Annotated in this window: 24 protein-coding genes; 7 read left to right on the forward strand and 17 right to left on the reverse strand. The window is 53.9% G+C overall.

The genetic code is table 11. The annotated features are described in order from the left end of the window. Nucleotides 1-59 precede the first annotated feature (59 nt). Both OGY13_RS19195 and OGY13_RS19200 read left to right on the forward strand, forming a co-directional pair. A complete protein-coding gene (locus OGY13_RS19195; protein ID WP_071445215.1) occupies nt 60-1,463 on the forward strand; it encodes an MFS transporter in 1,404 nt (467 codons plus the stop codon). 7 nt (nt 1,464-1,470) lie between these two features. Continuing rightward, nucleotides 1,471-3,432 carry a glycoside hydrolase family 127 protein gene (locus OGY13_RS19200; protein ID WP_213752557.1) on the forward strand — a complete coding sequence of 654 codons (1,962 nt, stop codon included), beginning with the start codon at nt 1,471-1,473 and terminating at the stop codon, nt 3,430-3,432. 102 nt (nt 3,433-3,534) lie between these two features. Here the strand turns inward: OGY13_RS19200 and purF are convergent, their stop codons facing one another. From purF to pdxB, 9 genes are all read right to left on the reverse strand, one after another. After that, nucleotides 3,535-5,052: an amidophosphoribosyltransferase gene (gene purF / locus OGY13_RS19205; RefSeq protein WP_003028127.1), complete on the reverse strand. Its 1,518-nt coding sequence runs from the start codon at nt 5,050-5,052 to the stop codon at nt 3,535-3,537. A gap of 33 nt (nt 5,053-5,085) precedes the next feature. Then, nucleotides 5,086-5,574, reverse strand: a complete 489-nt coding sequence (gene cvpA, locus OGY13_RS19210) for a colicin V production protein (protein WP_003028129.1) — start codon at nt 5,572-5,574, stop codon at nt 5,086-5,088. A gap of 213 nt (nt 5,575-5,787) precedes the next feature. Continuing rightward, the gene (gene dedD / locus OGY13_RS19215; RefSeq protein WP_213752556.1) at nt 5,788-6,456 is read right to left on the reverse strand and encodes a cell division protein DedD; all 669 of its coding nucleotides are present in this window, start codon (nt 6,454-6,456) and stop codon (nt 5,788-5,790) included. Beyond that, nucleotides 6,446-7,714 carry a bifunctional tetrahydrofolate synthase/dihydrofolate synthase gene (gene folC, locus OGY13_RS19220; RefSeq protein WP_213752555.1) on the reverse strand — a complete coding sequence of 423 codons (1,269 nt, stop codon included), beginning with the start codon at nt 7,712-7,714 and terminating at the stop codon, nt 6,446-6,448. Before folC ends, dedD begins: the two co-directional genes overlap by 11 nt. 192 nt (nt 7,715-7,906) lie before the next feature. Beyond that, nucleotides 7,907-8,821, reverse strand: coding sequence for an acetyl-CoA carboxylase, carboxyltransferase subunit beta (gene accD / locus OGY13_RS19225; RefSeq protein ID WP_003834797.1), 915 nt, complete (start codon nt 8,819-8,821; stop codon nt 7,907-7,909). A 149-nt stretch (nt 8,822-8,970) separates the two neighbouring features. After that, nucleotides 8,971-9,630 (reverse strand): DedA family protein, encoded by a 660-nt coding sequence (locus OGY13_RS19230; RefSeq protein WP_003028140.1) that lies wholly within the window; start codon nt 9,628-9,630, stop codon nt 8,971-8,973. A gap of 24 nt (nt 9,631-9,654) precedes the next feature. Continuing rightward, nucleotides 9,655-10,467 (reverse strand): tRNA pseudouridine(38-40) synthase TruA, encoded by an 813-nt coding sequence (truA, locus tag OGY13_RS19235; protein ID WP_003028142.1) that lies wholly within the window; start codon nt 10,465-10,467, stop codon nt 9,655-9,657. Further along, a complete protein-coding gene (locus OGY13_RS19240) occupies nt 10,467-11,480 on the reverse strand; it encodes an aspartate-semialdehyde dehydrogenase (RefSeq protein ID WP_008785360.1) in 1,014 nt (337 codons plus the stop codon). The genes truA and OGY13_RS19240 overlap by 1 nt, the downstream gene beginning before the upstream one ends. 68 nt (nt 11,481-11,548) lie before the next feature. Further along, nucleotides 11,549-12,685 (reverse strand): 4-phosphoerythronate dehydrogenase PdxB, encoded by a 1,137-nt coding sequence (gene pdxB / locus OGY13_RS19245; RefSeq protein WP_079939919.1) that lies wholly within the window; start codon nt 12,683-12,685, stop codon nt 11,549-11,551. Between the two features lie 108 nt (nt 12,686-12,793). Here pdxB and flk point away from each other — a divergent pair, with 108 nt between their 5' ends. Continuing rightward, nucleotides 12,794-13,795, forward strand: a complete 1,002-nt coding sequence (gene flk / locus OGY13_RS19250) for a flagella biosynthesis regulator Flk (protein ID WP_079939942.1) — start codon at nt 12,794-12,796, stop codon at nt 13,793-13,795. On the opposite strand, the gene OGY13_RS19255 is transcribed toward flk, so the two are convergent. Together OGY13_RS19255 and OGY13_RS19260 are read right to left on the reverse strand one after the other, a co-directional pair. Beyond that, nucleotides 13,792-14,970, reverse strand: coding sequence for an MFS transporter (locus tag OGY13_RS19255; RefSeq protein ID WP_003834805.1), 1,179 nt, complete (start codon nt 14,968-14,970; stop codon nt 13,792-13,794). The genes flk and OGY13_RS19255 overlap by 4 nt on opposite strands. Nucleotides 14,971-15,149: 179 nt before the next feature. After that, complete coding sequence (locus OGY13_RS19260; RefSeq protein ID WP_213752567.1) at nt 15,150-15,524, reverse strand: MerR family transcriptional regulator; 375 nt, start codon at nt 15,522-15,524, stop codon at nt 15,150-15,152. Between the two features lie 168 nt (nt 15,525-15,692). On the opposite strand from OGY13_RS19260, the gene OGY13_RS19265 reads away from it, so the two are divergent. The 3 genes from OGY13_RS19265 to OGY13_RS19275 all read left to right on the forward strand — a co-directional run bounded on the left by OGY13_RS19265 (nt 15,693) and on the right by OGY13_RS19275 (nt 16,987). Further along, complete coding sequence (locus tag OGY13_RS19265; RefSeq protein WP_060683488.1) at nt 15,693-15,950, forward strand: helix-turn-helix domain-containing protein; 258 nt, start codon at nt 15,693-15,695, stop codon at nt 15,948-15,950. Nucleotides 15,951-16,100: 150 nt separating this feature from the next. Beyond that, a complete protein-coding gene (locus OGY13_RS19270; RefSeq protein ID WP_213752566.1) occupies nt 16,101-16,466 on the forward strand; it encodes a CHAP domain-containing protein in 366 nt (121 codons plus the stop codon). Between the two features lie 2 nt (nt 16,467-16,468). After that, nucleotides 16,469-16,987 (forward strand): YqhG/Tai3 family protein, encoded by a 519-nt coding sequence (locus OGY13_RS19275; RefSeq protein ID WP_071445205.1) that lies wholly within the window; start codon nt 16,469-16,471, stop codon nt 16,985-16,987. A gap of 52 nt (nt 16,988-17,039) precedes the next feature. Here OGY13_RS19275 and fabB read toward each other — a convergent pair whose 3' ends face one another. Beyond that, nucleotides 17,040-18,260 (reverse strand): beta-ketoacyl-ACP synthase I, encoded by a 1,221-nt coding sequence (gene fabB / locus OGY13_RS19280; protein ID WP_038642358.1) that lies wholly within the window; start codon nt 18,258-18,260, stop codon nt 17,040-17,042. Between the two features lie 159 nt (nt 18,261-18,419). Between fabB and mnmC the strand changes: the two genes are divergently transcribed. After that, entirely contained in the window at nt 18,420-20,420 is a 2,001-nt protein-coding gene (mnmC, locus tag OGY13_RS19285) for a bifunctional tRNA (5-methylaminomethyl-2-thiouridine)(34)-methyltransferase MnmC2/FAD-dependent 5-carboxymethylaminomethyl-2-thiouridine(34) oxidoreductase MnmC1 (RefSeq protein ID WP_213752554.1), read from the forward strand. 114 nt (nt 20,421-20,534) lie between these two features. Here mnmC and OGY13_RS19290 read toward each other — a convergent pair whose 3' ends face one another. From OGY13_RS19290 to aroC, 5 genes are read right to left on the reverse strand one after another with little or no spacing between them, the layout of a single operon-like run. Next, nucleotides 20,535-20,810, reverse strand: coding sequence for a YfcL family protein (locus OGY13_RS19290; protein WP_003028163.1), 276 nt, complete (start codon nt 20,808-20,810; stop codon nt 20,535-20,537). Between the two features lie 32 nt (nt 20,811-20,842). Next, nucleotides 20,843-21,391: an elongation factor P hydroxylase gene (locus OGY13_RS19295; RefSeq protein WP_079934585.1), complete on the reverse strand. Its 549-nt coding sequence runs from the start codon at nt 21,389-21,391 to the stop codon at nt 20,843-20,845. Beyond that, nucleotides 21,391-22,200 (reverse strand): sulfite exporter TauE/SafE family protein, encoded by an 810-nt coding sequence (locus tag OGY13_RS19300; protein ID WP_003834821.1) that lies wholly within the window; start codon nt 22,198-22,200, stop codon nt 21,391-21,393. The genes OGY13_RS19295 and OGY13_RS19300 overlap by 1 nt, the downstream gene beginning before the upstream one ends. Next, nucleotides 22,200-23,024, reverse strand: a complete 825-nt coding sequence (mepA, locus tag OGY13_RS19305; protein ID WP_032944099.1) for a penicillin-insensitive murein endopeptidase — start codon at nt 23,022-23,024, stop codon at nt 22,200-22,202. Before mepA ends, OGY13_RS19300 begins: the two co-directional genes overlap by 1 nt. A gap of 3 nt (nt 23,025-23,027) precedes the next feature. Then, nucleotides 23,028-24,113: a chorismate synthase gene (aroC, locus tag OGY13_RS19310; protein ID WP_003834825.1), complete on the reverse strand. Its 1,086-nt coding sequence runs from the start codon at nt 24,111-24,113 to the stop codon at nt 23,028-23,030. Nucleotides 24,114-24,129: the final 16 nt, after the last annotated feature.

Consider the following 24,129-nt stretch of genomic DNA (forward strand, 5'->3'; position numbering starts at 1 on the left):
AAACTGTCAGAGATAAGCCGTAATGACTCTTTAAATCATCCCCTGTTCGAGGATTGGTTATGACAATTGCTGATAACCTGGATACTGATGTACAGACAATTGACGCGGGCGAGACGCTTTCGACCCGCGAAAAGATAGGCTATGGATTAGGCGATGCCGGCGGGCACTGCATCTCAGATTTGATAAGCGGCTTTTTGCTCTTTTTCTATACCGATGTTTTTGGCTTAAGCCCGGCCATTGTGGGGGCGATGTTTTTTGTTCTGCGTATTTTCGATGCTGTTTCTGACCCGGTGATGGGCGTGATTGCCGATCGTACCCGCAGCCGCTGGGGTCGTTTTCGTCCCTGGCAACTGTGGACCGCAGTACCGCTCGGCGTAATCGGCATTCTGACTTTCACCGTGCCGGATATGGGGCCAAACGCGAAAATTGCCTGGGCCTTTGGCACCTACTTCCTGCTCTCCATCGGCTATACCGCTAACAACGTTCCATACTGTGCGCTGATTAACGCGGTGACTAATCGACACGATCAGGTGATGTCTTGTCAGTCCTGGCGCTTTGTATTAAGCGGCATTGCGGGTTTCCTGGTCGCGGTAGGATTACCGTGGATGGTGGAGGTCTTTGGGCAGGGCAACCTGGCAAAAGGCTACCAATATGGCGTAACGGTACTGTGTACCGTGGGCGTGGTGATGTTTCTGCTGTGCTTCTTCTGGGTCAAAGAGCGCGTACCGTTATCGCTGGCGGGCAGCTTTACGTTGCGCGAACATCTGGTCGGGCTGCGTAAAAACGATCAGCTCTTGATGATGCTGGTGATGTCCTTCCTGCTAGTGAACATTCTATGTATTCGCGGCGGCGGCTACATGTACTTTATCTCTTATGTCCTGCAGGGCAGCGCCGGATTTATGTCGCTGTTTTTTGGCGTGGTGACCGTGGCATCCATTGCCGGGGCGATTATCGTTAATCCCCTCTCCCGCCGCTTTGATATGGTGAAACTGTATTTTTACACCAACCTGGCGCTGTTCGTCTTCGGTATCGCCATGTACTTTCTGCCGACCGGGCCGCAGTACCAGACCCTGTGGCTGGTTTGTATCTTAATCAACAACGTGGTGCTGGGTTTCACCCTGCCGCTGCACTTCTCCATTATGGCCTTTGCCGATGACTACGGTGAATGGAAAAATGGCGTTCGTTCATCCGGCATGAACTTCGCCTTCAACCTCTTTTTTATCAAGCTCTCATGGGCATCGTCCGGGGGCATTATCAGCCTGATTCTGATTATGGTGGCCTATCGACCGGGACTGGAAAACCAGACCGCAGCATCGATTCAGGGCATCACCCTTCTGCAAAGCATCGTACCCGCAATTTTCCATCTCGCGCTGGCGCTGTGCCTGCTCAAATGCCGTCTCAACGGCCCGATGATGCAGCAAATTTCAACCGATCTTCACCAACGACATTCACACATTTCCTGAGGTAAACATGATGCAGTCTGATGTGATTGAAGCCGACCTGAATAACATCACCATCACCGACCCGTTTTTAGGAGAGTACCAGCGTCTGATTCGCGACGTCGTTATCCCCTATCAATGGCAGGCGCTGAACGACGAAATCCCTGAAGCGGAGCCAAGCCACGCGCTGATGAACTACCGCATTGCCGCCGGACTTGAGCACGGTGAGTTTTATGGCATGGTATTTCAGGATAGCGATGTGACTAAATGGCTGGAAGCCGTGGCCTGGTCACTCAGTCAAAAGCCGGACGCACAACTTGAGAAGACCGCCGATGAGGTCATCGAGCTGCTGGCAAAAGCGCAGTGTGAAGATGGTTATCTCAACACCTGGTACACCGTTAAAGAGCCGGGGCTGCGCTGGACCAACGTTGCGGAATGCCATGAGATGTACTGCGCCGGGCATCTGTTTGAAGCCGCAGTGGCCTTTTTTAACGCCACCGGCAAGCGTCGGCTGCTGGAGATAGCCTGCCGCTTCGCCGACCACATCGACACCGTTTTCGGTCCAAACGAAGGCCAGTTGCGTGGCTATCCGGGTCATCCGGAAATTGAGCTGGCGCTGATGCGCCTGTATGAAGTCACACAGGAACCACGCTATCAGGCGCTGGCACGCTTCTTTCTCGAAGAGCGCGGCCAACAACCGTACTATTACGATATTGAGTTTGCTAAGCGCGGGGGCACCTGGCACTGGGATAACTGGGGCGAGGCATGGATGGTCAAAGATAAAGCCTATACCCACGCCCACAAACCGCTGGCGCAACAGAGCGAAGCCGTCGGCCATGCGGTACGTTCGGTGTATCTTATGACCGGGCTGGCGCATATCGCCCGCATGACGAACGACGAAGAAAAGCGCCAGACCTGCCTGCGCATCTGGAATAACATGGTGCAGCGCCGGATGTACATCACCGGCGGTATTGGCTCGCAAGGGATCGGCGAGGCCTTCACCAGCGATTACGATTTACCGAATGATACCGCCTATGGTGAAAGCTGCGCCTCCATCGGCCTGATGATGTTTGCCCGTCGCATGCTGGAAATGGAAGGCGACGCGCACTATGCCGATGTCATGGAACGCGCGTTTTACAATACGGTGCTGGGCGGGATGGCGCTGGACGGCAAACATTTCTTCTATGTGAACCCGCTGGAAACGCAGCCCAAAAGTATTCCGCATAACCATATTTACGACCACATAAAACCCGTGCGCCAACGCTGGTTCGGCTGCGCCTGCTGCCCACCAAACATCGCCCGTACGCTGGTCGCCATCGGTCACTATATTTTTACCCCACGCCCGGACGCGCTGTTTATTAACTTCTATGCTGGTACCGAGGCGCAGTTTACGGTTGACGCTCAGACACTGGCGCTAAAGATTGAGGGTAACTATCCGTGGGATGAGCAGGTCTCGATTCGCTTTAAACAGCCACAAGTAGTCGAGCACACGCTGGCGCTGCGCCTGCCAGAGTGGTGCGCAGCACCAACGGTGCAGGTAAACGGCGAAGCGGCTCAGGGCAAAATGGTGAAAGGTTATCTGCACCTGCATCGCCTGTGGCAGGAAGGAGATATCATTACCCTGAATCTACCGATGCCCGTTCGTCGCGTGTATGCCAATCCTCAGGTGCGCCACGCGGCGGGCAAAGTGGCGATCCAGCGCGGGCCGCTGGTCTACTGTCTGGAAGAGGCGGATAACGGCGCACAATTGCACAACCTGTCGCTACCGAAGGTGAGCGCGTTTCGTAAGATTCAGGGCGTTGGCATGCTGAAAGGGAAAGTGCTGCTACAGGCGGAAGGGGTACGCGTGTTGAGCGCGCATGAGGATAAGCCGCTATACAGCTTTGATAATCGCCAGACGGCGCTTGTGAAGCAGACGCTGACCTTTATCCCGTGGTTTAGCTGGGCCAACCGCGGCGAAGGAGAAATGCGAATTTGGGTCGACGAGGTGTAGCCATAAAAAAGCCGGATGGAGGCTACGCCTTATCCGGCTTACAACGATGATGGACTGTAGGCCGGATAAGACGCGATGCGTCGCCATCCGGCATGTCCAGTTTTAACCTTCGTTGTGCATCTCAAGGTTTTCCGCTTCGTTCTGACGCAATACCGCTTTGGCATCGTCATTACGCAGGGAGTCGAGGAAATCGAGATATTGCTGGTCGACGTCTTTGGTAACGTACACGCCGTTAAATACTGAACATTCAAACTGCTGAATATCCGGGTTCTCAGCACGGACAGCTTCAATCAGATCGTTCAGATCCTGGAAGATCAGACCATCTGCGCCGATTATCTGGCGAATCTCGTCCACTTCACGACCATGCGCAATCAGCTCCGTCGCCGTAGGCATATCGATGCCATAAACGTTCGGGAAGCGAATTTCCGGGGCGGCGGAGGCCAGATACACCTTCTTCGCTCCGGCTTCACGCGCCATCTCGATAATCTGCTCAGAAGTGGTGCCGCGCACGATGGAGTCATCCACCAGCAGCACGTTTTTATCACGGAATTCCGCACGGTTAGCGTTCAGCTTACGGCGCACAGATTTACGACGCAACTGCTGGCCCGGCATGATAAAGGTACGGCCCACATAGCGGTTTTTCACAAACCCCTGGCGGTACGGCTTACCGAGAATACGGGCAATTTCCAGCGCGATATCACAGGAGGTTTCCGGGATTGGGATTACTACGTCGATGTCCAGATCTTCCCACTCACGGGCAATTTTTTCGCCAAGCTTAGTCCCCATATTCACACGGGCGCTGTAGACGGAAATCTTGTCGATAAAGGAGTCAGGACGTGCGAAGTAAACGTATTCAAACAGACATGGATTGCTCACCGGGTTATCGGCACACTGACGGGTAAACAGCTGGCCTTTTTCGGTGATGTACACCGCTTCGCCAGGTGCTACGTCGCGCAGGAATTCAAAGCCCAGCGTATCCAGCGCTACGCTCTCAGACGCCACCATGTACTCGGTACGGCCATCGCCAATATCGCGTTTGCCCATCACCAGCGGACGGATACCGTTAGGGTCGCGGAAGGCAACCATACCGTGACCGATAATCATCGCCACGCAGGCATAGGCGCCGCGAATCTGGCGGTTGGTTGCCGCAATGGCCGCAAAAATATTGTCGGCTTCCAGCGGGTAATGGCGGAAGTTATCCAGCTCGCTGGCGAAAATATTCAGCAGAATTTCAGAATCTGAAGTGGTATTGATGTGGCGGCGCTTTTCTTCAAACAGCTTTTTACGCAACTCATGCGCGTTGGTCAGGTTGCCATTGTGGGCAAGCGTAATGCCATACGGTGAGTTGACGTAAAAAGGTTGAGCTTCGGAGGCGCTGGAGCTGCCAGCCGTTGGGTAACGCACATGACCGATGCCCATATTGCCCTGCAAACGCTGCATATGGCGCGCTTCAAAAATATCGCTCACCATTCCGTTTGCTTTACGCAAGCGGAAGCAGTTGTTGGCATCAATGGTGATGATGCCCGCAGCATCCTGACCACGATGCTGGAGCACCGTTAACGCGTCATAAATCGACTGGTTTACCGGCATAACACCGGCGATACCGACAATACCGCACATACGTCTTTTCCTCGTTCAGCAACGACCCAAAGTTTATACTTTGGGCAAGAAACTTGACGAGCTTTGCAGATAGTCAAAGAACCATCTGATGATGAAACTGAACTGCGGGATCAGCTGTGACTTACCCCAGTCTTCACTTTTCGACAGACCGGTAAAGGTATCGAGAAAGAACAGTATGGCGGCGACGATCAACGCTCCACGCAAAGCACCGAAGCAGATCCCCAACACCCTGTCGGTACCCGACAGTCCTGTTTTCTCTACCAGTTGGCCTATCACAAAGTTAACGATAGCGCCGACGATAAGTGTCGCGATGAACAGTATCGCGATAGCAATCCCATTTCGAACCAGTTCGTCTTCAAAGCCCGTAAACCAGACAGACAGGTAAGTGTAGTAATGGCTGGCGACAAAGAAAGCACAGCCCCAAGTCACCAACGATAATGCTTCACGAACAAAGCCACGGATCAGGCTAACCAGACAGGAAAAACCAATCACCGCGATAATGGCGTAATCAATCCAGACCATATGTGTCCCACGATTTTACGCCCTGTCGTCCTGTTCGGGGCGCATTCTAACAGAAAAAGAAAACGTTTGCGTAGGGATTTCCTTTCCACGCGTAAATAAAAATGGCGCTGAAAAAATCTTCAACGCCATACGATTTTATGCCTCTTCGGGCACTGCCGGATGGCGGTGTAAACACCTTGTCCGGCCTACATCAGAGCAACGTAACGCAATCCCTTAGTTAGGGGTATACCCCATCACCACCCCGCTCAAACCAGAGATCTTCTGCAGCTCGCCGAGCGAGTTCTTCAGCTTATCTTTGGAGGCGTCAGGTCCTACGAGAATGCGGGTTATTTTACCCTGCACCGGCGTTGACGGGGAAGTATATACCCGGAAGCCCGCGCCACGAAGTTTACCCACGATCTCATTGACCTTATCCGCGTTTTTCAATGCACCGAGCTGTACAACGTACGCTTTTCCGGTTGGCGCTGGCGCTTCCTCAGCGGCCGGTTTCTGCGCTGGAGTCGGTGCCGGCGTTGGCGTCGGGGCGACAGCAACAGGCTGCGGTTTCGGTTTAGGTTTCGGTGGTTCCACAGGCGCAGGGACAGGATCTAACTCCGCACTGTTTGCCGTCGTCAAACGTGATGGATCCAACGATGGCGCGGCAGCATCACCCGCACGCACCTCTTCTGCCGCCCCTTCCGGCGGCTGAGTCGGCAGCGCCTGCGTTGCTGCTGGCATCATGTCTGGTTCATCGCGATCGCCGGGTTTAGGCACCAGTGGGATCGCTGCAAATTCATCCTGATAATGCTTTTTCTGGCCGTCAAGCAGCCCGGGAAGCACAATTACCCCGAGCGCGACCAGCACAATTGTGCCGACTAATCGGTTCTGAAACTTACTCGCCACCGCTTCTCCCCACGTCTATTACTTCCATGACATGTGCGACAGTGTGAAACGATCCACACACCAACACGGTATCTTCTGGCTTCGCCTCAGCAAGTGCCGCAGCCCATGCCTGCGCCACGCTGTCATAAGCGTTGCCTTTGCCCAGGTGCTCCAGCAGCTGTTCTGCCGTTGCACCACGCAGCCCTTCCAGGGGCGCACAGTACCAGTCGTCAACCACACTTTTCAGCCAGGCCAACGTACCTGCAATATCTTTATCATGTAGCATACCGATAACCGCAAGTACACGCCCGCTTTTCACTAACTTTTTCAGACGTCCGGTCAGATACTCCGCCGCATGCGGGTTATGGGCAACATCAAAAATCACCCGCGGCGACTCGCTCACAATCTGGAAGCGTCCCGGTAAAATCGCTTGTTCGATACCGTCACGAATGGCCTGCTCGCTGACGTTAAGGCCGCTTGCGCGCAGTGCGGCCAGTGCGGTTGCAGCATTAGGTTGTGGCACCTGCGGCAACGGCAGGTGCGCCAGCGTTCCATGAGCATCAGTAAACGACCAGTCGTTCTCCGTGACCGCATAGCGCCAGTCCACACCGCAACGTTGCAAAATCGCCCCGCACTCCTGAGCGACATCCGCGATGGTGTAAGGCATTTCCGGTTCGCCGACGATGGCCGGTTTCTCTGCGCGGAAAATCCCTGCCTTCTCACGACCAATACTTTCGCGATCCGGGCCCAGCCAGTCAGTATGGTCAAGCGCAATACTGGTGACTACTGCGACATCGGCATCGACGATATTGGTGGCGTCAAGGCGGCCGCCTAACCCCACTTCCAGAATAACAACATCCAGTTGGGCCTGTTTAAACAGCCAGAGTGCCGATAACGTACCGTATTCAAAGTAAGTCAGGGAAATGTCACCACGTGCGTCTTCAATCTCAGCAAACGAGGCGGTATGAGCTGATTCCGGCAGTTCACGCCCCTGCACGCGTACGCGTTCCGTGTAGCGCACCAGATGAGGCGAACTGTACACCCCAACTTTATAGCCTGCCGCAGTCAGCACAGATTCCAGCGTACGACAGGTTGTGCCTTTCCCATTGGTTCCTGCCACCGTAAAAACAAATGGCGCAGGTTTCAACACACCCAGTTTACGCGCCACCTGGCTGACGCGTTCAAGGCCCAGATCGATGGTTTTACTGTGCAGGTTTTCAAGATAAGAAAGCCACGACGCCAGGGGCGACGCGGCTTGAGGGATACGTTTATTGTCCATGATGCCTGTAGATTCTTTACGTTGAGAAAAGCAAAAGGGCAGCGCCAACCGGCCTGCCCTTTTTTACACGTCGTTTTCCACGTTGCAGATGTGTTGGCTGTACTCGCTCTCCCGAATCACTTAACGGTGTAAGTTCATCGGGATTAACACTCTTGTCGCCTGCCTGCAACCCGAAACCCATAGCGTAAACTATCAGGCCTCTGGTTCCTGATCGGGAACCGGAGGTACCACTTCGCCTTCACGCGGCTCATCCGGATTCGGCGCGGGAAGATTCATCAGCTTCGCCAGGATGCTTGCCAGTTTCAGGCGCATTTCCGGACGGCGGACGATCATATCGATAGCGCCCTTTTCAATCAGGAACTCGCTGCGCTGGAATCCCGGCGGCAGTTTCTCACGTACGGTTTGCTCGATAACACGCGGACCAGCGAAGCCGATCAATGCTTTCGGTTCTGCAATGTTGAGATCGCCCAGCATCGCGAAGCTTGCGGAAACACCACCCATTGTTGGGTCGGTCAGTACAGAAATATACGGTAAACCGCGTTCCTGCATTTTCGCCAGCGCAGCAGAGGTTTTCGCCATCTGCATCAAAGACATCAGCGCTTCCTGCATACGCGCCCCGCCAGAAGCGGAGAAGCAGATCAGCGGACAGTTGTCTTCCAGCGCCTGCTCAACGGCACGGACAAAACGCGCGCCGACCACAGAGCCCATGGAGCCGCCCATAAACGCGAACTCGAATGCCGCAGCAACGACCGGCATACCGTGAAGTGTGCCTTTCATCACCACCAGCGCATCTTTCTCGCCAGTTTCTTTCTGCGCAGAAGCCAGTCTGTCTTTGTATTTTTTGGAGTCACGAAACTTCAGCACGTCTTTCGGCTCAAGCTCGCTACCCAGTTCCACAAGAGAACCTTCATCTAACAGGCTATGCAGGCGATTGCGCGCCGACATGCGCATATGATGGTCACACTTCGGACAGACCTCAAGATTACGTTCCAGCTCAGCACGGTATAAAACCTGACCGCAGCTATCACACTTGGTCCACACCCCTTCAGGAATGCTTGCCTTGCGGGTGGGAGTAATGTTGCTTTTAATTCGTTCAATCCAGCTCATTGGTGACCTTTCTGCCTGAACCCTAGTCAGCTTTGTTATAAGGGGCGCATAATGCCATTTTTGCCCCTAACAGACCATGAATGTTGCACATTAAAACATAACAGCCCGAAACTTTGGATAAAAAAGTGGTCGAACCGCTGAGTTACTTTCTATTTTGCAGCCCGTGACGCAGCACGCTTATGGCGAATTACTTCAATCACCCCCGGCAATACGGAAAGGACGATAATCGCCACAATCAATAATTTCAGGTTTTCCTGGACGATCGGCAAATCGCCGAACAGGTAGCCTGCGTAGGTGAACAACAATACCCACAGCAATGCACCTACGACGTTATACATCGCAAAGTGACGGTAGGACATATGTCCCATACCGGCAACAAACGGCGCAAATGTACGCACGATAGGCACGAAACGCGCCAGGATAATCGTCTTACCGCCATGACGCTCGTAGAACGCATGGGTTTTATCCAGGTAGCTGCGGCGGAAAATTTTGGAGTTCGGGTTACTGAAAAGTTTTTCCCCGAACAATCGGCCAATCGTGTAGTTCACCGCATCGCCCACAATCGCCGCCACAATCATCAGTGCCACCATCAGATGAACATTAAGATCGTTGGTTGGCAGCGCAGAAAGCGCACCCGCAACAAACAGCAGCGAGTCCCCTGGCAGGAATGGTGTCACCACCAGCCCGGTTTCACAGAACAGGATCAGAAACAGAATGGCGTATACCCAGATACCGTATTCCGCAACCAGCTCCGCCAGGTGCACATCAATGTGCAGGATAAAATCGATAAGAAAGTAAATCAGGTCCATAGTTTTGCCTTTATACGACTCAAATTAGTCCGCCAGAAATAGCGGGCCCATAGGCGGTTTTGGCAGGTCGAACCGGTCCGGGTAATCTACCGCAACCAGATACAATCCTTCCGCTTTCGCCGTTGCCGCTGCCAGCGTTCTGTCCTTTGCCGCTAACAGTTCTGCTATCCAGCTCTCCGGCTGGTTGTTGGCGCCAACTTCCATCAGGCTGCCGACAATATTCCTGACCATATGATGTACAAAGGCATTCGCTTTAATATCCACCACCACATATGCACCGAAACGTTCGACGTTAATGTGCATCACGTTTCGCCACGGCGTGCGCGACTGACACTGCACCGCTCGAAACGAGGTAAAATCATTTTCGCCAATCAGACACTGGGCCGCACGATGCATACGCTCAGCGTCCAGCGGTTCATAGTAATGGGTTACCCCTTTACCCAAAACAGCAGGGCGCAACCGATGATTGTAGATGATGTAGCGATAACGGCGAGCTGTGGCGCTAAATCGGGCATGAAAATCATCGGGTACAGCTTTAACCCAGCGCACGGCGATGTCACCAGGTAAATTCGCATTTACCCCCAGTGTCCAGGCCGCATCTTTACGCTGGGCAGTGGTTTCAAAATGCACGACCTGCCCAGTGCCATGAACGCCCGCATCCGTGCGTCCTGCACAAAAAACATTGATGCGTTCATTCGCCACCTGAGAGAGCGCTTTTTCCAGTTTTTCCTGAACGCTACGCACTTCGTTCTGGCGCTGCCAGCCATAATATTTGCTGCCGTCATACTCAATGCCCAGCGCAATTTTATGGGTTGACGGCTGTTGCTGGTCAGACATTAGTACAGGTACTCCTGCACCAGTTTTTCCGCAATTTTCACCGCCATTAACGCGCCGCCAAAGCGTACGTTGTCCGCCACAGACCAGAACTGAACCTGCTCTGGCATACCGTAATCATTATGCACGCAGCCAATAGAAAGGTGCGGCGTGCCCGATGCATCGCCAACCTGGGTCGGGAAATCGGTCTCTTCCGACAACACCACGTCTTCACCGCGTGAAAACGCATCGCGCGCTTCTTCCGCCGCCAACGGGCGCAGGGCCTCAAAATTCACCATCTGCGCGTGGCCATAAAATACCGGGGACTGCACGATGCTGGCAGAGATGAGCAGACCATCATCCTGCATAATTTTGCGCACTTCATCAACGATACGACGTTCTTCACGCACGCTACCTTCACGATCGGGCAGCAGCGGCAGCATGTTGAATGCCAACTGACGGCCAAAGAAATCATCTTCGTCAATCGGGATGCCGTTAAGCAGTTTTGCACTCTGTCCGGCCAGCGCATCCACCGCTTTTTTGCCATGAGCGGAAGCTGAGATAATATTGGTCACCGTAATACGCGAAAGCCCACCGTCATCAATCAACGGTTTCAGTGCAGACAGCAGTTGGCTGGTCAGACTGTTAGGCACCGCAATCACATTGCGGTTACGGTAATCCGCCAGCACGAACGGGTTAACGTCCGGAACCACCAGCGGAACGTCTGGCTCAAGCGCGAACAGACCGCTGCTGTCAATCACCAGGCAACCTGCATTAGTGGCTTCTTCTACCCAGGCGGCGGTGGCTTCAGCGCCCGCAACAAAAAATGCCAACTGTGCCTGCGTCCAGTCAAAGTCTGCAACGTCCTGCACTATGACCGATTTACCGTTAAAACGCAGATGTTCACCGGCGCTTTCATTACGCGCCAGCGCATAAATTTCACCGACCGGGAACTGGCGTTCAGCCAGCGTATCGAGCAGGGCTTCGCCTACGGCGCCCGTTGCGCCCAGAATGGCAATATTCCAGCCTTCAGACATGGTGATTTACTCCAAGAAATACGTAAGCGTCCCTGTCGCATTATTCGACAGGGAGCATTAAGAAGACATTAATGTGCCGGATGATGAACAGCGTTAAAACCCAGCTTACACAATAAGGCAGCAGCCGTTGCGTCGTCACACATCACATATAAAGACGACCATTCACGACGCTCAAGGTAATTTTTACGCAGTTTATCAAACTCACCCGGAATTCCAGCGACTTTGCGCAGCGGCGCATCATCGCGGCGCACATCATACACTAAATGCACCAGCCTTTTCAGCGTTGGCTGATCTAACGGGCCATGCAGGGTGATACGACCAAATTCCGGCGCGGGTAACAGGGTACTGAGCGCAACGTGCTGCTCGTGACCAATAAACTTACTATAGGCCTCAAAGACCTGCGTGGTGCCACGCGCTTTTCCTTCGAGGGTATACCCGGCAATGTGCGCCGTGCCGATATCGGCTTTCTCCAGCAACGCCACATTGAGATCCGGCTCTCCTTCCCAGACATCCAGCACAACGCTCAGCGACTGACCGGCATTCAATCGGTTCAGCAATGCCGTATTGTCGATGACCGGCCCACGGCAGGCGTTGATCAAAATAGTGCCCGGCTTCAACCGGCTAATCAGCGCGTCATCCGCCATGTGCAGCGTTTTGTACGGCCCGTCTTTAAACAGCGGGGTATGGAAAGTCAGCACATCGGCTTGCTCAACCAGTTCATCCAGCGAGCAGAAATTGCCTTCGTCACCGCGATCGGCTCGCGGTGGATCGCACAGCAGCGTGCGGATCCCCAGCGCTTCCAGACGCGCCTGCAAACGCCCGCCAACGTTACCCACACCCACAATGCCTACGGTGCGATCGCGTAACGCAAACCCGTCGCGCTCCGCCAGCATCAGTAACGCTGAAAAAACATATTCTACGACCGCTATTGCGTTACAACCGGGCGCGGCGGAAAAACCGATCCCCGCCTGCGCAAGCCAGGCGTCATCCACATGGTCTGTGCCAGCGGTTGCCGTACCGACAAATTTAACCGGTTTTCCGCCAAGCAGTGATTCATTTACTTTCGTCACCGAGCGCACCATTAAAGCATCCGCATCATCCAGTTCAGCAACGGGAATCGGACGACCGGGAACCGCTTTGACCTCCCCCAAACGACTGAACAGTTCGCGGGCATAGGGCATATTTTCATCAACGAGGATTTTCACGTCTTTCGCACCTGTTTGAGAACGAGAGTTAACCGGGCAAGTGTGCCATAATCTCGCCGCCAGGCATACTGCGAGACCTGGTCAGCACAGATTTAAGGAACAGAGATGATGCAGCCCATTTCAGGTACGCCCGCACGCCCTCCCGGCGAAGGCCAAAATGCCCCTTCCGCTGCGGGTGAACAACCGCTATCCACGCAACAACGTACTGTGCTGGAACGGCTAATTACCCGTTTGATTTCACTCACCCAGCAGCAAAGCGCTGAGGTGTGGGCCGGAATGAAGCACGATCTGGGCGTCAAAAGTGATACGCCGCTGCAATCACGTCACTTTCCTGCCGCTGAGCAAAACCTTAACCAACGACTGGGGGTTGCTCAGCAAAATCATGTTAATCGTCAGGTGCTTTCGCAGCTCACTGAATTACTGAGCCAGGGAAATAATCGCCAGGCGGTGAGTGATTTTATCCGTCAGCAGTATGGGCAAACGGCGCTCAGCCAGCTCACGCCTGAGCAGTTGAAGAACGTGCTCACGCTGCTGCAACAAGGACAGCTGTCGATACCGCAGCCGCAGCAGCGCCCGGCTACCGATCGCCCGTTGCTCCCCGCAGAGCACAATACGCTGAACCAGTTAGTTACCAAACTGGCGGCGGCCACGGGAGAATCCGGGAAGATGATCTGGCAGTCGATGCTGGAGTTGTCTGGCGTAAAAAGCGGTGAGCTGATCCCTGCCAAACAGTTTACGCACCTGGTCACCTGGCTGCAGGCGCGCCAGACGCTCAGCCTGCAAAGCGCACCAACGCTACAAACGCTCCAGGCGGCGCTGAAGCTGCCATTAGAGCCGAATGAGCTGACAGCGATAAAAGAATACGCGCAGCAGACGTATCAGATCCAACCACAATCGATTCTGACCATGGTGCAGGTGCAGGATTTGCTCAATCAAATTTTCCTGCGTCGCGTGGAACGAGAACGTGAGCTCAGCGATCCGCGTCATCTGCAGCCCATTTACAGCCCGTTCGCGCCGATGATTGAAACGGTTAAATCTCTGTCGGCACGACCGGGACTGCTGTTTGTTGCGTTGATAATTGCGTTAGCCATTTTCTGGCTGGTCGCCTAACCTTTACGCAGCGTAAGCAACGTTACAATAATCCCCACCACGGCGGATATCGCCCCGGCAAGGAACACTGAGGGATAACCGTACGCGGTGGCCAGCACCCCGGCGACCGGACCGCTTATACCGTAGGAGATATCCTGAAACGCGGCGTAACCGCCCAGCGCCGTACCGCGAACCTGCGCGGGCACTCGCTTCACCACTTCGACGCCCAATGCCGGGAAGATAAGCGAACACCCGGCCCCGGTTAATGCCGCCCCGAGCAGCGCAATCCAGGCCGATGGGGCCTGCCACAGCAAAATCAGCCCCGCAGTTTCCACCAGCAAAGAGACAACGGCAACCTTCACGCCGCCGAAACGGTCCGGCATCCAGCCAAACAGAATGCGCATCAGCACAAACGCCCCACCAAACGCAGTCAGGGTGAACCCCGCCATCGTCCAGCCGTTGCTGACAAAATAGAGTGAAATAAAGGTACCGATCACCGCAAAGCCAACGCCCTGCAGCGCCAGGCCCAGGCCCGGTTTCCATATAAGCCCGACTACGCTCCATAAAGAAGGACGTTCTCCTGCATGCGCAGGCACTTTACGCACGGTGCCGTTGAATGCCCATGCCAGCAGCGGTAATACCATCGTCGTTCCCGCCAGCGCCGCGAAGCCAAAGTGGCTGTGGATCAACAGGCCCAGCGGTGCACCAGCGGCCAGCGCGCCGTAAATCGCCATTCCGTTCCACGACATCACCTTACCGGAGCGTGTTGGGCCGACCAGCCCCAACCCCCAGGTCAGCGTACCGGTGAGCAGTTGGCTTTCGCCAAAACCGAGGATCAAACGCCCGACGATTAACAACGCAAATTTTACAGGGACAGAAACAGGCAATAGCGCGGCTAAAAGCCACGCCGCGCCCGCCAGCCCACAGGCAAACATCCCCTGTAGTGCCGAGCGTTTAGCACCATATTGATCGGCTAAGCGCCCGGCGTAGCCGCGCGTTAATACCGTTGCCAGAAACTGTACACCTACGGCGATACCGACCATAGTATTGCCATAGCCCAGTTCCTGATGCACAAACAGAGGAATCACGGGCAAAGGGAGACCGACCGTCATATAGGTCAGGAAAACTGCAAAAGCGATACGAAACAGCGAAAAGTTCGCCGAAGGTGTTTTTTCTTGTTGGGTTACAGCTGTCATGCGTTACTCCAAAATGCAGAGTAAGGCGAGGAATGTCCACGCCCCCTCTACCTGACTATCAGGATTAAGGTGCGTTGGATAACGTTAAACGCTTACGCATTATCAAGAGGATAATGTTGAAGCTGGAGTCTGCCTGCGAGTGACCCTGGCTGTCAACTGTGAAAGCATAGCTGTGTGTTTCAAAGCGGTGACTTCTCAACGAACAAAAAGGGAAATACCGCATCAATGCCTTTCGCTCTAAACCTCCCGGTTACCTGTTCACGCTGCTGCGGCGTCAGGAGCCGGAACATCATATCCCAAATCTCTTTGGGCTCGGCTTCCTGCACAATGTTGCGATCAGGCGCCTCTGTTTTCTCATTTTCATTCAGATACGAGCGTACATACAGTGGGAACGCAGAAATATGAAATTCCTCGGCCTTAGATTTCGCGCGCTTGCGCTTAACGCCCTCCTTCCCTTCACTGTTGGTATTTAAGCGCAGACGTACAGCTGGTGCGCTTCCAGGAAACCCCGGTAATTCAAGACACTCCTTTACCGTGAACCACTCTTTTACCATCAGTTTCTTTCCTTTCTGCTGATGAAATAAAAATATTTTTTCTTTTTCGCGAAATTTCAAATTAATTCTGGCAATATTCCTACGACAACAAGAAAGTAACGTTCTTTTTTTCTAATTTATACCCTGAAAAATATCGGCACCGATAACACATCTTCTTAGGATTACAGAATGGAACACAAAAGCCAAGACTGGCATCGTGCAGATATTAAAAGTGCACTGGAAAAAAGAGGCATTACGCTCAGAGAATTGTCACGTTCTGCGGGCTTGTCTCCTGATTCGCTACGAAATGTATTTACCCGCAACTGGCCCAGAGCAGAACAGATCATCGCACAGGCGCTGGAAACCACGCCGGACATGATTTGGCCATCGCGCTATCTCTCGAAATCAGAAAAAATAACCGTCACAAAAAATAACCATAAACTATAAATGCGTTACCCATAATTTGCATGGCAGATTAATTTATATCTCAACCAAATATATTCCCGATATTAATAGCACTATCGGTTATGCCCATCAGATTAAATCCTGTTAAAGCAATACACGAACTTATTACATATTCTTTTAACAGGAGTCATGATGAGCTGGAATAAAACAGCAGCAACAAATTATGCGAAATCACATGCAGGCGCGCATTCTCAGAAGCGCTGTGCAGAATTTACCCGCAAAGCCATTCAGACAGGAGGTATTTCTCTTGGGAATACCTACCATGCTAAAGATTATGGACCGCTGTTAAAAAACGCAGGATTCCGTCCTATCGGCACATTTGAACAACCCAGAGCAGGAGATGTCGTCGTCATTCAACCTTATGAGGGAGGAAACCCAAGCGGGCATATGGCGATATTTGACGGTCAGGAGTGGTACTCCGATTTTAGACAACGTGATATGTGGGCGGGGCCAGGCTATCGGGCGGCAAAGCCTTCATACACTATTTACAGGAAGTAGTAATGAAAGCGTTCCCATTGATTGCTCTAGTTTTGTTACTTTGTAGCTGTTCTTCATCACGCAGTGACAGCACTCAGGATGTTAAACAATTCTATCTCGCGTGGATGTCCGCCTACACACAAGATCGAGATACGTCCGCGCTCATGCAACGTTATGTGGCGAAAGACGTTATCGACCGTCTGGCGCTGATTGGCAGCCTTTACGAGCAGGAAATAATAAATTCTGACTACTTTATGTACGTGCAGGATTATGACCCTGAATGGATCCCGCGGCTACGGGTTGGAGCAGTTCAGCCCTTTCTCGGTGGCGAAAAGGTGGAAGTACAATTAGGTGGACCGGCAGGCGAAGCGCCCATGCAACTGGAAGTGTATACGCGTTGGGAAGAGGGTCGCTGGAAAATTTATCGCGTGCGGGATCTGGGCAATCAATTTGAACAGCCAATCTACAGCGCCGGTGATATCGCACACGCCAAGGCATGGTCTGCGGAGATCGCACCGGAGTACGAAAAGATGAATAGATAAAAAAGGGGAGCCATCAGGCTCCCCTTTGCATCTCATTTTTCATTTTGCAGACTTATGCTTTCAGCTTACGCATAACCAGCGTTGCGTTAGTGCCGCCAAAGCCGAAGCTGTTGGACATCACGGTAGTCAGCGCCTGCTCGGTCGGTTTAGTCACGATGTTCAGACCTGCCGCCTGCTCATCCAGCTCTTCAATGTTGATGCTCGGCGCGATAAAGCCGTGTTCCAGCATCAGCAGAGAGTAGATAGCTTCCTGTACGCCAGCTGCGCCCAGGGAGTGGCCGGTCATGGCTTTAGTCGCAGAGATTGCAGGGCTGTTGTCGCCAAACACTTCACGAATTGCACCCAGCTCTTTCACGTCGCCTACCGGGGTAGAGGTACCGTGAGAGTTCAGATAGTCGATCGGGGTGTCTACACCGTGCATCGCCATTTGCATGCAACGTACTGCGCCTTCACCAGACGGAGCAACCATGTCTGCGCCATCGGACGTTGCGCCGTAACCGACGATTTCCGCGTAGATATGCGCGCCACGTGCCAGCGCGTGCTCCAGCTCTTCAACCACGACCATACCGCCGCCGCCGGCAATAACGAAACCATCGCGGTTTGCGTCATAGGTACGGGAAGCTTTGGACGGATCGTCGTTGTATTTAGTAGACAGCGCGCCCATGGCGTCGAATTCACACGCCATTTCCCAGCACAGCTCTTCGCCGCCGCCAGCAAAAACGATGTCCTGTTTGCCCAGCTGAATTTGTTCTACCGCGTTACCGATACAGTGCGCAGATGTCGCACAGGCAGAGCTGATAGAGTAGTTTACGCCGTGGATTTTGAACGGCGTTGCGAGGCAGGCAGAAACGCCGGACGCCATCGCTTTGGTGACCACATACGGGCCAACCGCTTTCAGACCACGCGGGCTACGCATTGCGTCAGCACCGAACACCTGAAAACGCGGGGAGCCGCCGCCGGAACCTGCAATCAGGCCAACGCGCGGGTTGTTCTGGTAATCTTCTGCTGCAAGGCCGGCATCAGCCACTGCCTGTTCCATAGAAAGGAATGCATAGATGGATGCGTCGCTCATAAAGCGCACTACTTTGCGGTCAATGAGGCCAGTGGTATCCAGTTTTACGTTGCCCCAAACGTGGCTACGCATGCCGGAGTCCTTCAGCTCCTGAGAGAAAGTGATCCCTGAACGTCCTTCACGCAGAGATGCCAGGACTTCCTGCTGGTTATTACCGATGCTGGAAACGATGCCCAAGCCAGTAATCACTGCACGTTTCATTCAATACCTCTGTAAGTCGCACTATTTTAAAGTTTCGAGTGGCACAATAGCGTACACTTGTACGCCGAACAAGTCCGATCAGCCATTTAATGTGGAAATTTGCGCAGCCAGGCACTCATCGCTAAGATCGGGGCACAGCCTGCCAGACGAGTAACTTACGTGAAACAATACGCTATACAACCTGCAAACCTTGAATTCAACGCTGAGGGTACACCTGTTTCCCGAGATTTTGACGATGTCTATTTTTCTAATGATAACGGGCTGGAAGAGACACGTTACGTCTTTCTCGGCGGGAATCATCTCGCCCAGCGATTCCCTGCGCATTCACGTCCCCTCTTCGTGGTGGCAGAAAGCGGGTTTGGCACCGGACTTAACTTCCTGACGCTCTGGCAGGCATTTACCGATTTTCGCGATACCCATCCTGAAGCTACCCTGGAAAGATTACATTTCATCAGTTTTGAAAAATATCCGCTAACGCGTGAAGATCTCACCTTAGCTCATCAGCACTGGCCAGAACTTGCCCCATGGGCCACGGCGCTGCAAGAGCAATGGCCGCTGCCGCTGGCGGGATGCCATCGCCTGCTCCTTGATGAAGGACGCGTCACGCTGGATCTGTGGTTTGGCGATATTAACGAACTGACCAGTAAGCTCGATGACTCCCTGAATCAAAAAGTGGACGCCTGGTTTCTGGACGGTTTCGCACCGGCAAAAAATCCGGATATGTGGACGCCAACGCTGTTTAACGCAATGGCCCGTCTGGCTCGTCCCGGCGGTACGCTGGCGACCTTTACCTCAGCGGGCTTTGTGCGTCGGGGGTTGCAGGAAGCCGGGTTTACGATGCAAAAATGCAAAGGCTTTGGTCGCAAACGCGAAATGCTCTGTGGCGTAATGGAACAGACGCTGACGCTCCCTTCATCGGCTCCCTGGTTTGCACGTTCCGGAACAGATAAACGCGAAGCCGCCATTATTGGCGGGGGGATTGCCAGCGCATTGCTGTCGTTGGCGTTACTGCGTCGCGGCTGGCAGGTCACACTCTATTGCGCCGACGATAATCCAGCCAGGGGGGCATCCGGCAATCGCCAGGGCGCGCTTTATCCGCTACTCAGCAAGCATGACGCGGCCATTAATCTCTTTTTCCCCACCGCGTTTACCTTCGCTCGTCGACTGTATGACGCCCTCCCCGTTGAGTTCGAGCATGACTGGTGCGGTGTGACGCAACTGGCGTGGGATGAAAAAAGCCAGCAGAAAATCGCTCAAATGCTGTCCCTTGAATTGCCTGATGCGCTCGCCGTCAGCGTTAACGCAGAGCAGGTTTTACAAACGACCGGCGTAGAAACCGGATGCGGCGGGATTCAGTACCCTGCCGGAGGATGGCTGTGTCCGGCACAATTAACCGCCGCCGTATTCGACTACGCCGCAACGCTGGGATTACGCACCCGGTATCAACATACGCTGGCCTCGCTGTCTCGGCAGACAGAACACTGGCAATTGACGTTTGCCAGTGGCGAAACCGCCACTCACGCTGCGGTGGTTCTGGCTAACGGGCATCGCATTAACGGCGTTGAGCAGACGCAGTCGCTACCGGTCTACTCCGTAGGCGGTCAGGTGAGTCACATTCCTACCACGCCTTCGCTTTCAGCGCTGCGTCAGGTGCTGTGCTATGACGGCTACCTCACGCCGCACAACCCGCAAAACCAGCAGCACTGCATTGGCGCCAGCTATCATCGCGGAAGTGAAGAAACGGTGTATCGCGCGGACGATCAGCAGCAAAACCGTCAGCGCTTAATAGATTGTTTCCCGAATGCCTCGTGGGCAAAAGAAGTAGACGTTAGTGGCAATGCCGCCCGTTGTGGAGTGCGCTGTGCCACGCGCGATCACATGCCGATGGTGGGCAATGTCGCGGACTATGACACCACGCTCAGCCAATACGCCACGCTTGCCGAAGACAGAGTGCACGCCGTAAACGCCCCGGTGTATTCCGATTTATTTATGTTAGGTGCGCTGGGCTCGCGCGGGCTGTGTACTGCCCCGCTGTGTGCAGAAATTCTGGCATCGCAAATGAGCGATGAACCTATTCCTATGGATGCCAGTACGCTGGCAGCGCTGAATCCGAATCGTCTGTGGGTGAGGAAGTTATTGAAGGGTAAAGCGGTGAAATAAGATACCATCTCGCCATTGCCTGATGGCGCTACGCTTATCCGGCCTACAACCCCCGTCCGCGTAGGCCGGATAAGACGCCTTCGCGTCGCCATCCGGCACAATCCACTGCTATTATTATTGCGTTGCCTTCTGGAACAGTGTGTCCCACATCTCTTTCACTAACGCCTGGTCACGCGGCGAGAGTTCGCCTGCGCTAATGGCTTTTTCCAGGCTGCTGGTCACATTGGCGTACAATGCCTCAGCGGAATGGTCCTCGCCAGCATCCAGCTCAGCCACAGCCAGCGTCAGGTGCCCACGCAAATAGCCACTGGCAAACAACTCATCATCGCTGGCGTGCTCTACCATATCGTCGATTAATGCCAGAATGCGTGATTCAAACTCCGCGATCATCTTATTTCCTCATTGTAAACGTGGCAGCGGCTTCAGTTGAGCGCTTCGGGCCACGGGAATTGTTCCGCCGTAAGTTCAGGCGTGTGATAATAATTCTGTAACGCGTTAATGAAACGCGCCGGACGTTCAGGGATCCCCTTTTCCAGGTACTCCATCACCTGAGTATGAACACGGCGCTGGAATACCACGCGATCCGGTTCAAAGTCCCCTTCCAGATTGTCGCAACTGACGTTAAACGGGTAGCCCGCCGCCATGCAAAACAACCAGTCAAACGCCTGCGGCTTCACTTCCACATCTTCAAACTGGCATTGTGTCTTCGCGTCGCGTCCGTCCGGGCAGTACCAGTAACCGAAATCGACCAGTTCACGACGGGCTTTACCGGCGATACACCAGTGTGAAATTTCGTGTAACGCACTGGCGTAATAACCATGCGCAAAAACGATACGGTGATACGGTAATTCCGCATCCGCTGGAAGATAGATCGGTTCGTCGTCGCCTTTAATCAGACGGGTATTAAATTCATCGGCAAAGCAGCCGTTAAAAATCTCAATTAACTGTTCGTAGTGATGCGTATTATTCATTAGTTCATCCCCAGCCAGTGGAGAATCTCCTGTCCATGATTATCATAAAGTAGCTTGGCGCTCATCACGGCGGAGACAATAACGATCATTGGCCGAATGAGTTTTTGTCCTTTGCTGAGTACCAGTCGAGAGCCCATCCGTGCGCCAATAAACTGGCCAATGAGCATCACAAAACCTGTCGCCCAAATCACTTTGCCGCCGAGGGCAAACAGCAACAACCCACCGATATTCGATGTGGCATTTAATACTTTGGCGTGGGCCGTCGATTTTGCCAGGTTGTATCCGCACAGCATGACAAAGGCCAGCGCGTAGAATGACCCTGCCGCCGGACCAAAAAAGCCATCGTAAAAGCCGACGCAGCCCCCGGCTACCAGCGCGAAAGGCAAACCGTGCAGTCGGCGCTGTCGGTCCTCTTCCCCGATTTTCGGCATCAACAGAAAGTAAAGGCCAATACAGATAACCAATACTGGCAGGATCTGGCGCAGAACATCTGACTGCACGTGCTGAACCAACAGCGCGCCACTCATTGAGCCGATAAAGGTCATGAAGATATTGAGCTTCTGATCCGCCAGATTAACCACACCCCGACGAATAAAATAGAGGGAGGAAGAGATAGATCCCCCGCAGGCTTGCAGCTTATTGGTTGCCAGCGCTTGCGCAGGTGGCATCCCGGCCGCCATCAATGCCGGGATGGTGAGTAGACCACCACCTCCGGCCAGAGAATCAATAAAACCTGCCAGCATCGCCACAAAAAAAAGCACACCTAACAGCAGTGGCGACACCATAAACAGAGAGGCAAAATGATCCATTAGAGTACATGCTCGTCCAGTAGCGCCTGGCAGGAAGGCGGCAACGGCGGCGGTGTCTTCTTCTCAGGCTTGGTGGTTCCAGGTTTTGGAGGTTCGAACCAGCTTTGCAGCTCTGCGCCACAGCCGTCACCCGGTGGCGGTAACGGTTGATCTTCGCACTCAAGGCTGTCGGCAGGACAACGTAACCGCACGTGCATATGCGCACGATGCTGGAACCACGGCCGCACTTTACGCAACCAGTCCCTGTCGGTCCCTGCATCCAGACAAAGTTGTTGCTTAATCGCCGGATTCACGAAAATACGCGTTACTTCATTATCTTTTGCAGCCAGTCTGATCAGGCTGAAAATCTCCGGTTTCCACAGTGACGGCACAACACGTTTACCATCCTGTGAGACCAGATCTAACGCCTGCGGCCGCAGCAGTTGCGACTGGGTCCAGCGCGTTTTCGGCAGTTGCAGGAAAATATCCACATCCAGTCCCGTCTGGTGGCTGGCGTGACCGCCATTGAATCGCCCACCGGCCGGCATACCCATATCGCCGATTAATACCGTGCCCAGTCCCTGACTATTGGCCTGATAACTCAGACGCTGGATAAACCTCACCAGATCCGGATGGCCAAAGTAACGACGCTGATCGGTGCGCATCACCTGATAGTGTTCTGACTGGACAGGCAGCGTATCTGCGCCAACAATACAGCCATTGGAAAACGCGCCAATAGACTGCGCGCTGCCCGCAACCGGATGGGTAATTTTCTGCCAGGGCGTCGCCGCCAGACAGGCGGTACTGGCAAACAGAGCCAGCGCCGCAAGTGCCGTTTTTTTCATCTCTTACCAGCGTGGAATATCGGTCTTCACGTCCGCATTTTGCGCCCGCTGACGCAGCAGGTGATCCATCAATACGATCGCCAGCATCGCCTCGGCGATCGGTACGGCGCGGATCCCTACGCACGGATCGTGGCGACCTTTAGTGATCATTTCGACTTCTTCTCCAAAGCGGTTAATAGTGCGCCCAGGAACGGTAATACTGGACGTCGGTTTCAGCGCCATATGAGCAATGATTTGTTGCCCGCTGCTGATCCCGCCCAGAATGCCGCCCGCATGGTTACTCTGGAAACCTTCTTTGGTGATTTCGTCACGGTTCTGGCTGCCGCGCAGCGCAACAACGTCAAATCCATCGCCAATCTCAACGCCCTTAACGGCGTTAATGCTCATCAGCGCATGGGCAATGTCGGCATCCAGGCGATCGAATACAGGTTCGCCGAGACCCGCAGGTACACCGCGTGCAACAACGGTCACCTTCGCTCCGATGGAGTCACCTTCTTTCTTCAGCCCGCGCATCAGTTCGTCCAGCGCTTCGAGTTTATCCGGGTCCGGGCAAAAGAACGGGTTAAGTTCCACCTGGGACCAGTCTTTGATCTCCAGCGGAATATCACCCATCTGCGTCAGGCAGCCGCGGATCTCAACGCCGAATTTTTCCGCCAGATATTTTTTGGCAATCGCTCCGGCCGCCACGCGCATCGCCGTTTCACGTGCGGATGAACGTCCGCCGCCACGGTAGTCGCGCAGGCCATATTTTTGCTCATAGGTATAGTCGGCGTGTCCCGGACGAAAAACGTCCTTAATCGCGCCATAATCCTGTGAACGCTGATCGGTATTTTCGATCAGCAGGCCAATGCTGGTGCCTGTGGTAACGCCCTCGAACACCCCGGAGAGGATTTTCACCTGATCCGGCTCACGACGCTGCGTAGTGTAGCGCGATGTGCCCGGACGGCGTCTGTCGAGATCGTGCTGCAGGTCAGCTTCTGTCAGAGAAATGCCCGGCGGAACACCATCGACAATACAACCGAGCGCCAGCCCGTGTGATTCGCCGAAAGTGGTTACGCGAAAGAGTTGCCCAATTGTGTTTCCTGCCATCACGGCTCCGTTATGC

It is taken from the genome of Citrobacter sp. Cpo045, from assembly GCF_030332875.1.
Lineage (GTDB): Bacteria > Pseudomonadota > Gammaproteobacteria > Enterobacterales > Enterobacteriaceae > Citrobacter > Citrobacter portucalensis.

Excerpts from the sequence above, each read along its gene's own strand:
- OGY13_RS19195 (WP_071445215.1), top strand. The coding sequence starts at position 60 with ATGACAATTGCTGATAACCTGGATACTGATGTACAGACAATTGACGCG.
- OGY13_RS19200 (WP_213752557.1), top strand. The coding sequence starts at position 1,471 with ATGATGCAGTCTGATGTGATTGAAGCCGACCTGAATAACATCACCATC.
- purF (WP_003028127.1), bottom strand. The coding sequence starts at position 5,052 with ATGTGCGGTATTGTCGGTATCGCCGGTGTTATGCCGGTAAACCAGTCG.
- cvpA (WP_003028129.1), bottom strand. The coding sequence starts at position 5,574 with ATGGTCTGGATTGATTACGCCATTATCGCGGTGATTGGTTTTTCCTGT.
- folC (WP_213752555.1), bottom strand. The coding sequence starts at position 7,714 with ATGGACAATAAACGTATCCCTCAAGCCGCGTCGCCCCTGGCGTCGTGG.
- accD (WP_003834797.1), bottom strand. The coding sequence starts at position 8,821 with ATGAGCTGGATTGAACGAATTAAAAGCAACATTACTCCCACCCGCAAG.
- OGY13_RS19230 (WP_003028140.1), bottom strand. The coding sequence starts at position 9,630 with ATGGACCTGATTTACTTTCTTATCGATTTTATCCTGCACATTGATGTG.
- truA (WP_003028142.1), bottom strand. The coding sequence starts at position 10,467 with ATGTCTGACCAGCAACAGCCGTCAACCCATAAAATTGCGCTGGGCATT.
- OGY13_RS19240 (WP_008785360.1), bottom strand. The coding sequence starts at position 11,480 with ATGTCTGAAGGCTGGAATATTGCCATTCTGGGCGCAACGGGCGCCGTA.
- flk (WP_079939942.1), top strand. The coding sequence starts at position 12,794 with ATGCAGCCCATTTCAGGTACGCCCGCACGCCCTCCCGGCGAAGGCCAA.
- OGY13_RS19255 (WP_003834805.1), bottom strand. The coding sequence starts at position 14,970 with ATGACAGCTGTAACCCAACAAGAAAAAACACCTTCGGCGAACTTTTCG.
- OGY13_RS19260 (WP_213752567.1), bottom strand. The coding sequence starts at position 15,524 with ATGGTAAAAGAGTGGTTCACGGTAAAGGAGTGTCTTGAATTACCGGGG.
- OGY13_RS19265 (WP_060683488.1), top strand. The coding sequence starts at position 15,693 with ATGGAACACAAAAGCCAAGACTGGCATCGTGCAGATATTAAAAGTGCA.
- OGY13_RS19270 (WP_213752566.1), top strand. The coding sequence starts at position 16,101 with ATGAGCTGGAATAAAACAGCAGCAACAAATTATGCGAAATCACATGCA.
- OGY13_RS19275 (WP_071445205.1), top strand. The coding sequence starts at position 16,469 with ATGAAAGCGTTCCCATTGATTGCTCTAGTTTTGTTACTTTGTAGCTGT.
- fabB (WP_038642358.1), bottom strand. The coding sequence starts at position 18,260 with ATGAAACGTGCAGTGATTACTGGCTTGGGCATCGTTTCCAGCATCGGT.
- OGY13_RS19290 (WP_003028163.1), bottom strand. The coding sequence starts at position 20,810 with ATGATCGCGGAGTTTGAATCACGCATTCTGGCATTAATCGACGATATG.
- OGY13_RS19295 (WP_079934585.1), bottom strand. The coding sequence starts at position 21,391 with ATGAATAATACGCATCACTACGAACAGTTAATTGAGATTTTTAACGGC.
- OGY13_RS19300 (WP_003834821.1), bottom strand. The coding sequence starts at position 22,200 with ATGGATCATTTTGCCTCTCTGTTTATGGTGTCGCCACTGCTGTTAGGT.
- mepA (WP_032944099.1), bottom strand. The coding sequence starts at position 23,024 with ATGAAAAAAACGGCACTTGCGGCGCTGGCTCTGTTTGCCAGTACCGCC.
- aroC (WP_003834825.1), bottom strand. The coding sequence starts at position 24,113 with ATGGCAGGAAACACAATTGGGCAACTCTTTCGCGTAACCACTTTCGGC.